Below are 7395 nucleotides of genomic sequence, written 5' to 3'. Positions count from 1 at the left end.
CCTCCCAGCCGGTCCCGAACGGCCCCCGCACCCCGAGCACGGTGCCGGGTGGGGCCGTGGCCAGGGCGTGCGAGACGGAGCCGACGTCGCGGATCGTGTGCTGCAGCACCTCGGGCCGCGCGGGGTCCCCGCTGATCGAGATCGGTACCTCCCCCACACCGAAGGCGAGCAGCATCGTGAACTGGCCGGGCGCGAAGCGCAGCGGGCCACCCTCGGGCGCCTCGAGCTCCAAGGTTCGCGAGTCGCGGGTGTCCCGGCGGGTGCTGGTGACGACGAACCGACGCGGGACCATCGCGCCGGCGCCTGCCGGTGCGGACACCGGCGCCGTCGTGGTCCCGGTCATGGCTTGACCCCGTAGAGGTCGAGCAGCCGGACCCTGGCCGAGTGCAGCCGTCCGGACATCACCTGCACCACGCGCTGGAGCAGCGCGTAGCCGAGCGCGGCGTCGTTCTCGCACTTGCCGCGCAGGCAGGCACCGTCGAAGGCGATCGCCGACGTGTCCTCGGTGGCCAGGGCGTCGAACGTCCAGCGGTAGGGAGGGACCAGCCACGACCACCCGACGACGTCACCCGCGTGCGCGGTGTCGAGCAGCACGCCCTCCGTCGGCGTCCGCATCTGGATGGAGACCCGTCCGCTCCTCAGCACGTAGAACACGTCCGCCGGATCGCCTTCCCGGAACAGCACTGCGCCCGGCCGGAAGTGCACGTTCACCGCGCAGCCGGCGGCCAGCTCGAGGGTGGCCGGGTCGAGCCCGGCGAAGAACGGGTGCTCCGGGAGGTACTGCGCGATCGTCTGCACGGTCATGGGCCCGCACCTGTCTCGGCGGCGGAACGCAGGTGGGCCACTTCTTCGGTGATGTCGATGGCGGCCGGGCACCAGGTCACGCACCGGCCACAGCCCACGCACCCCGACATCCCGAACTGGTCGATCCAGGACCCCAGTTTGTGGGTCATCCACTGCCGGTAGCGGGAGCTCGTGGACTGGCGCACGTTGCCGCCGTGCAGGTGGGAGAAGTCGCTGTTGAAGCAGGAGTCCCACACGCGCGTGCGCTCGGACTGGTCGCCGCTCAGGTCGGTGAGGTCGGCCACGGTGGTGCAGAAGCAGGTGGGGCACACGGCGGTGCAGTTGCCACACGCCAGGCACCGGTCGGCCACGTCCGCCCAGACCGGGCTGTCCGCGCTGGAGTAGAGCAGGTCCTTCAGGCCGGCCGTGTCGAGGGTCCGCCCCATCCGGGTCGCGGCCCGCTCGGCGACCCGGTCCGCGAGGGCGGCCTCGGTCTCGCCCGCAGGTGGCGCCCCCAGCTCGGCGAGGACCTCCCCACCACGGTCGGTGCCGACCTCCACCAGGAACCGGTGCCCCGAGTCGTCCAGCAGCTCGGTCAGCGCGAGGTCGAACGGCGCCCCGTGCCCCACCCGGGGACGGGGGCCGGTTCCCATCGAGACGCAGAAGCAGGTCCCGCCCGGGTCACCGCAGGTCACCGCGACGACGAACGCGCCGTCGCGGCGGGCGGCGTACGCCCCGTCCTGGAAGCCCCGGTCCCGCAGCACCGTGTCGTGGATGCCCACCGCGTGCAGGTCGCACGAGCGCACGCCGAGCAGGGCGTACGGACCCTCCGCACCCACGTCCGTGGTGTCGGTCTCGAAGCCGTCCTCGGTGCGTCGGCCGCGCCAGAGCACCTCCTCGGTCGGGAAGAAGACCGGCTTGGCCGCCTGGGCGGCCGCGGCGAACCCGAACACCGCGCCGTCCTCGCGACGCCGGAGCCGGTAGCGGCCGGAGTCCTGGTCGTCACCCCAGCCGACCGGCAGGTCCGACACGGCCCGCACCGGTGCGTTGACGACCACTCCGTCGCGCACCGTCGGACCCAGCACGCGGTAACCCCGACCCGCCAGCGCATCGATCAGCGCCTGCAGGCCCGCAAGATCCAGCACCCGGGTCTCCAACGGTGAGCCCCCTCGTGTCGTCCTGCGAGCTGTGGCCAGTGTCACGCAGCTCGGTGTCTCCACGCCAGGGACCTCGGTCCCTTGTCTGGTGGCCCCGGCTGCCCGAGGGTGGAGGGTGTGACCACCCTCGAGGAGACCACCACGCCCACCCTGCCCCCCGACGAGCTCGAGCTGCTCGACGCCTGGTGGCGGGCCGCCAACTACCTCTCGGTCGGCCAGATCTACCTGCTCGACAACCCGCTGCTGCGCCGCCCCCTCGTGCGCGAGGACATCAAGCCGAGGCTGCTCGGGCACTGGGGCACGACACCGGGGCTCAACCTGCTGTGGGCCCACGTCAACCGGCTCATCCGGCAGCGGGACGTCAACGCGATCTTCCTCGCCGGGCCCGGGCACGGTGGACCGGCCGCGGTGGCGAACGCCTGGCTGGAGGGCACCTACAGCGAGGTCTACCCCCATGTCGGCCTCGACGAGCAGGGGATGCAGCGGCTGTTCCGGCAGTTCTCGTTCCCGGGCGGGATCCCGAGCCACGTCGCTCCGGAGACGCCCGGGTCCATCCACGAGGGCGGGGAGCTCGGCTACGTGCTCTCCCACGCGTACGGCGCCGCCATGGACAACCCCGACCTGGTGGTCGCGGCGGTCGTCGGCGACGGCGAGTTCGAGACCGGCCCACTGGCCGCCTCCTGGCACGCCAACAAGTTCGTCGACCCGGTGGCCGACGGCGCGGTGCTGCCGATCCTGCACCTCAACGGCTACAAGATCGCGAACCCGACCGTGCCCGCCCGGATCTCCCGCGACGAGCTCGAGAGCCTGATGCGCGGCTACGGCCACGAGGTGCTGTTCGTCGAGGGCGACGACCCGGAGGACGTGCACCAGCAGCTCGCCGCCGCGCTCGACCACTGCCACGACACGATCCGGGAGATCCAGCGCGCCGCCCGCGAGGACGGCGACGTCGAGCGGCGCCCGTGGCCGATGATCGTGCTGGTCACCCCCAAGGGGTGGACCGGCCCGCGTGAGGTGGACGGCGTCCTGATCGAGGGGACCTGGCGGGCCCACCAGGTCCCGCTGGCCAACACCCGTGAGGACGACGACCACCGCGGACTGCTCGAGGAGTGGATGCGCTCCTACCGCCCCGACGAGCTCTTCGAGGACGACGGCCGGCTGGCCGCGCGACTGCGCGAGCTGTCGCCGGCCGGCACCCGCCGGATGAGTGCCAACCCGCACGCCAACGGCGGGCTCCTCCGCCGGCCGCTGGTGCTGAGGGACTACCGCGATCACGCGGTGGAGGTGACGTCTCCTGGCGAGTCGGTCCACGAGGCCACCCGCGTGCTGGGCAACTACCTGACCGACGTCATGCGGGACAACATCGACAACTTCCGGATCTTCGGCCCGGACGAGACCGCCTCCAACCGGCTCGACGGGGTCTACGCGGTGACCGACAAGGTGTTCGCCGGCGAGATCTGGGACGTCGACGAGCACCTCGCGCACAGCGGCCGGGTCGTCGAGATCCTGTCCGAGCACACCTGCCAGGGCTGGCTCGAGGGTTATCTGCTCACCGGACGGCACGGCCTGTTCAGCTGCTACGAGGCCTTCATCCACATCGTCGACGCGATGCTCAACCAGCATGCGAAGTGGCTCAAGACGACGCGGGAGATCGAGTGGCGCCCGCCGATCGCCTCGCTCAACTACCTGCTGACCTCGCACGTGTGGCGCCAGGACCACAACGGCTTCTCCCACCAGGACCCGGGGTTCATCGACCACGTCGTGAACAAGAAGGCCGAGGTCGTCCGGGTCTACCTGCCGCCGGACACCAACACCCTGCTCTCGACGATGCGGCACTGCCTGGAGAGCACGCACTACGTCAACGTCGTGGTCGCCGGCAAGCAGCCGGTCTTCGACTGGCTCGACCGGGACGCGGCGGACCTGCACTGCGCCCGTGGGCTGGGCATCTGGGACTGGGCGTCCAACGGCGGTGACGACCCCGACGTCGTGATCGCCTGCGCCGGCGACGTACCGACCCTGGAGGCGCTGGCGGCCGTGTCGATCCTGCGCGAGCACCTGCCCGAGCTGAAGGTCCGGTTCGTCAACGTGGTCGACCTGATGCGGCTCCAGGACGACACCGAGCACCCGCACGGTCTCTCGCACCGGGACTTCGACACGGTCTTCACCAAGGACAAGCCGGTGATCTTCGCCTACCACGGCTACCCGTGGCTCATCCACCGCCTCACGTACCGGCGCACCAACCACGGCAACATCCACGTGCGCGGCTACAAGGAGGAGGGCACCACGACCACGCCCTTCGACATGGTGATGATGAACGACCTCGACCGCTACCACCTGGTCATGGACGTCATCGACCGGGTGCCGAGCCTGGGCTCGCGGGCCGCCTCCCTGCGCCAGCTCATGGGTGACACCCGGATGCGCGCCCGCGCCTGGACCCGGGAGCACGGCGAGGACCTGCCCGAGGTGCGGGACTGGTCGTGGTCCACGGCCAGCCCGGAGCGGGGCGAGTCACCGTCGACCACCGCGGAGCCCGCCTCGCCGACCGACGACAACTGACCGCAGCCGGGCGGGCCGGCCTCAGGAGGCGACGAGCGCGGAGACCTGCCTGGCGATCGAGAGCTCCTCGTTGGTCGGGACCACCAGCACCGGCACCGGTGAGGTGTCGGTGCTGACCACCCGTGCTCCGTTCGCGTCCGCGGAGTTGCGCTCGGGGTCGACCTCGATACCCAGCAGGCCCAGCCCGCTCAGCGAGTCGGCCCGGACGTCCGGGTCGCGCTCGCCGACCCCGGCGGTGAACACCACGGCGTCGAGCCGGCCCAGCACCGCCGCGTAGGCACCGACGTACTTGCGCAGCCGGTGGCAGTAGACCTCGTACGCCGACGTCGCCCGCTCGTCGCCGCGGGCCCGGGCGGCGTGCAGGTCGCGGAGGTCGTTCATGCCGGCCAGGCCCTGCAGGCCGGACCGGTGGTTCAGCAGGTCCTCCAGGTCCTCGACGGAGTAGCCCCGGTGCAGCAGGTGCAGGAGGACACCGGGATCCACGTCGCCGCCGCGGGTGCCCATGACCAGGCCCTCCAGCGGGGTCAGGCCCATCGAGGTCTCGACCGGGCCACCCTCGAGCACCGCGGTCGCCGACGCCCCGTTGCCGACGTGCAGCACGACCATCGCCAGCTCCTCGGGGGGCCGGCCGAGGAACCGCGCCGCCTCGCCGGCGACGTACTGGTGGCTGATGCCGTGGAAGCCGTAGCGCCTGATCCCCTCGCGCTCCATGACGTCCCGGTCGAGGGCGTACGTCGTGGCCGCGGCCGGCAGACCGGCGAACCAGGCCGTGTCGAAGACGGCCACCTGGGGTGCGTGCGGGAACGCCTCGCGCGCGAGCCGGATCCCGCCCAGGGCGGGAGGGTTGTGCAGCGGAGCCAGCACGGCGAGCTCGTCGATCGTGTCGACCACGTCGTCGTCGATCAGCACCGCCTCCGCGAACCGGTCTCCGCCGTGGACCACCCGGTGACCGACGCCGGCGAGCTCGTCGCGCTCGACGCCCGCTCCGCGGACCGCCTCGAGCACGCTGTCCAACGCCCCACCCCGGCCGGACTCGTCGACCCGCTCGACCAGGCCGCGGACCACCGTCTCGCCGGTGCCGGGAGCGACGACCTGGTACTTCAGCGAGGACGAGCCGGCGTTGAGGACCAGGACCAGTTCTGACACGCGAACACCGTACGGCGTGCGGTGCGGCCTCGGCCCGCTGGCCGGACTGCGGGCTGGGCGTGGTGCCCCGCGCCCCTGGTTAGCGCATGGATCGCACGCACCTGGTGCGTGCGGATCGCGCGCTTGTTGCGCCCGGCGGGTCGGGTTCGGGATGCGGCAGCCAGATGGCCAGGTGCAGGAGTCCGTGCACCGCCAGGAAGACGACCACGACGACCGTCGTCATGACGGGGATCCGGAGCGCGCTCCCCGCACCGCCAGGGTCATCGTCAACGCCGACAGGAGCAGCCCCACGGCTGCCGCGACGAGCAGCGCGACCGCCAGCCAGCCGAGCCAGTCGAGCGTGGCGCCGACCGCGACGTCCGCGGTCACGTCGGCACTGCCGTCGGCGTTCATCACGACGACGGTCCAGTCGCCGTCCTCGACCGGCCAGACCACGGAGACCGTCCCGGAACCGGTCGCCTGGGCCGACCACACGTCGAGCTCGGTGGGCGGGACGTTCGGCGCGTCCTGACCGGTGACGAGGTACTCGGGGTCGAGACCGCCGCCGTCGGTCGAGTCGAGGTCCACGACCTCGGCCTGCCGGACACCGTCGAGGTAGTCCTCCACGGCAGCGGTGCGCGCCACCCCGACGAACAGTGGCTCGCCGCCGGTGCTGGTCGCCTCGATCTTGGCGTCCCCGAGGATGGACTCGGGAAGGTCGGCGGTCGACGAGTCCGTGTGGATGGTGATCTGGTCGGACACCAGGGCGTAGGTGTCCGTGGTGAGGAGCTCCTCGTCACTCATCACGAAGCCGGCGTCGTCACGCGCCACCTGGTCCGCGTACGCGGCCATGCCGCCGGCCGCACCCAGCCCGAGCGACAGCAGCAGGAGCAGGCAGCCGGCCACCAGGGCGATGACCCGCCCGGCGGTCCAACCCCGCCGGGGTGCCGCTCGAGGAGGCGGAGGCGGAGCCACGACCCCCGGTGCGCCGGGAGGACCGGGCGGCACGGTGGGCGCCTGAGCGCCGGTCGCGGAGAGCTCCAGCCGGCCGTCGCCCGGGTCGGCGCCGCCCTGGTCGAGCCGGAACGGCGGGTAGTCGTCGGTCATCAGGCTCGCGTACGCCGCGACCCGGATCACCCAGCGGTTCAGGCCGAGCACCAGGTCGAAGATGGGCTGCGGGTAGCGCCCGGTGAACAGCAGCACGACGGCCGCCACGAACACCAGCAGGGAGATCAGGCCGGAGTTCCACAGCAGGTTCCCGTCGCGGTCGTCGACGGCCTCGCTGCCGAGGTACCAGCCACCGCCGAGGAAGAACCCGACCACGAGGTAGTGCGGGATCGCGAGCAGCCACGACTTCACCAGCACCAGCCCGCGGGACAGGTGCTCGGGATATTCGACCTCGAGGTGCGCCGGGTAGTCCGGCACCTCGTCGAGCGTGAACGGCGGGTAGCGGTCGGTGCCCAGGGCGCCGTACGCGTAGTAGGCCACCCGCCAGCTCCAGCGGAGCACGCCGACGTTGAAGTCGAAGATGGCCCGCGGGTAGCGGCCGGTGAACAGGATCGCGAAGAACGCGACCACGCTCAGCACCACGAAGGCCAGCCACAGGAAGGCCAGCACGATGTAGTGCGGGATCGCCAGCAGCCACTTGACCAGCCACAGCCAGCGGTTGAGGCCCGCCTCCAGGTGCGCGTCCACGTGCACGGGATAGGACGACGGGTGGGTGGGCGGATAGGTCGACGGGTAGGTCGGCGCAGTCATGCGGATCGCCTCCTGG

The 7395-nt window shown here is 71.9% G+C and carries 6 protein-coding genes; 1 reads left to right on the top strand and 5 read right to left on the bottom strand.

The window, feature by feature from the left end; genetic code table 11:
* The 3 genes from JHD21_RS02935 to JHD21_RS02925 all read right to left on the bottom strand — a co-directional run.
* Positions 1–343, bottom strand: a 343-nt coding sequence (locus JHD21_RS02935; RefSeq protein WP_292671505.1) for a hypothetical protein, incomplete at its 3' end; no start/stop codon positions are given.
* On the bottom strand, positions 340–804 hold the full coding sequence (locus tag JHD21_RS02930; protein WP_292671503.1) for a cyclic nucleotide-binding domain-containing protein: 465 nt from the start codon (positions 802–804) through the stop codon (positions 340–342). The genes JHD21_RS02935 and JHD21_RS02930, both read right to left, overlap by 4 nt.
* On the bottom strand, positions 801–1928 hold the full coding sequence (locus tag JHD21_RS02925) for a 4Fe-4S dicluster domain-containing protein (protein WP_292671501.1): 1128 nt from the start codon (positions 1926–1928) through the stop codon (positions 801–803). Before JHD21_RS02925 ends, JHD21_RS02930 begins: the two co-directional genes overlap by 4 nt.
* Before the next feature lie 129 nt (positions 1929–2057).
* Here JHD21_RS02925 and JHD21_RS02920 point away from each other — a divergent pair, with 129 nt between their 5' ends.
* A complete protein-coding gene (locus JHD21_RS02920) occupies positions 2058–4496 on the top strand; it encodes a phosphoketolase family protein (protein WP_292671499.1) in 2439 nt (812 codons plus the stop codon).
* 21 nt (positions 4497–4517) lie between these two features.
* Here JHD21_RS02920 and JHD21_RS02915 read toward each other — a convergent pair whose 3' ends face one another.
* Positions 4518–5642: an acetate kinase gene (locus JHD21_RS02915; protein ID WP_292671497.1), complete on the bottom strand. Its 1125-nt coding sequence runs from the start codon at positions 5640–5642 to the stop codon at positions 4518–4520.
* A gap of 219 nt (positions 5643–5861) precedes the next feature.
* Positions 5862–7379: a DUF4389 domain-containing protein gene (locus JHD21_RS02910; protein ID WP_292671496.1), complete on the bottom strand. Its 1518-nt coding sequence runs from the start codon at positions 7377–7379 to the stop codon at positions 5862–5864.
* Between the last annotated feature and the right edge of the window lie 16 nt (positions 7380–7395).

This window comes from Nocardioides sp. (genome assembly GCF_016462705.1).
Taxonomy (GTDB): domain Bacteria; phylum Actinomycetota; class Actinomycetes; order Propionibacteriales; family Nocardioidaceae; genus Nocardioides.
Note: the sequence above shows the minus strand (reverse complement) of the source record. Positions and strands in the feature narration are given on the sequence as shown.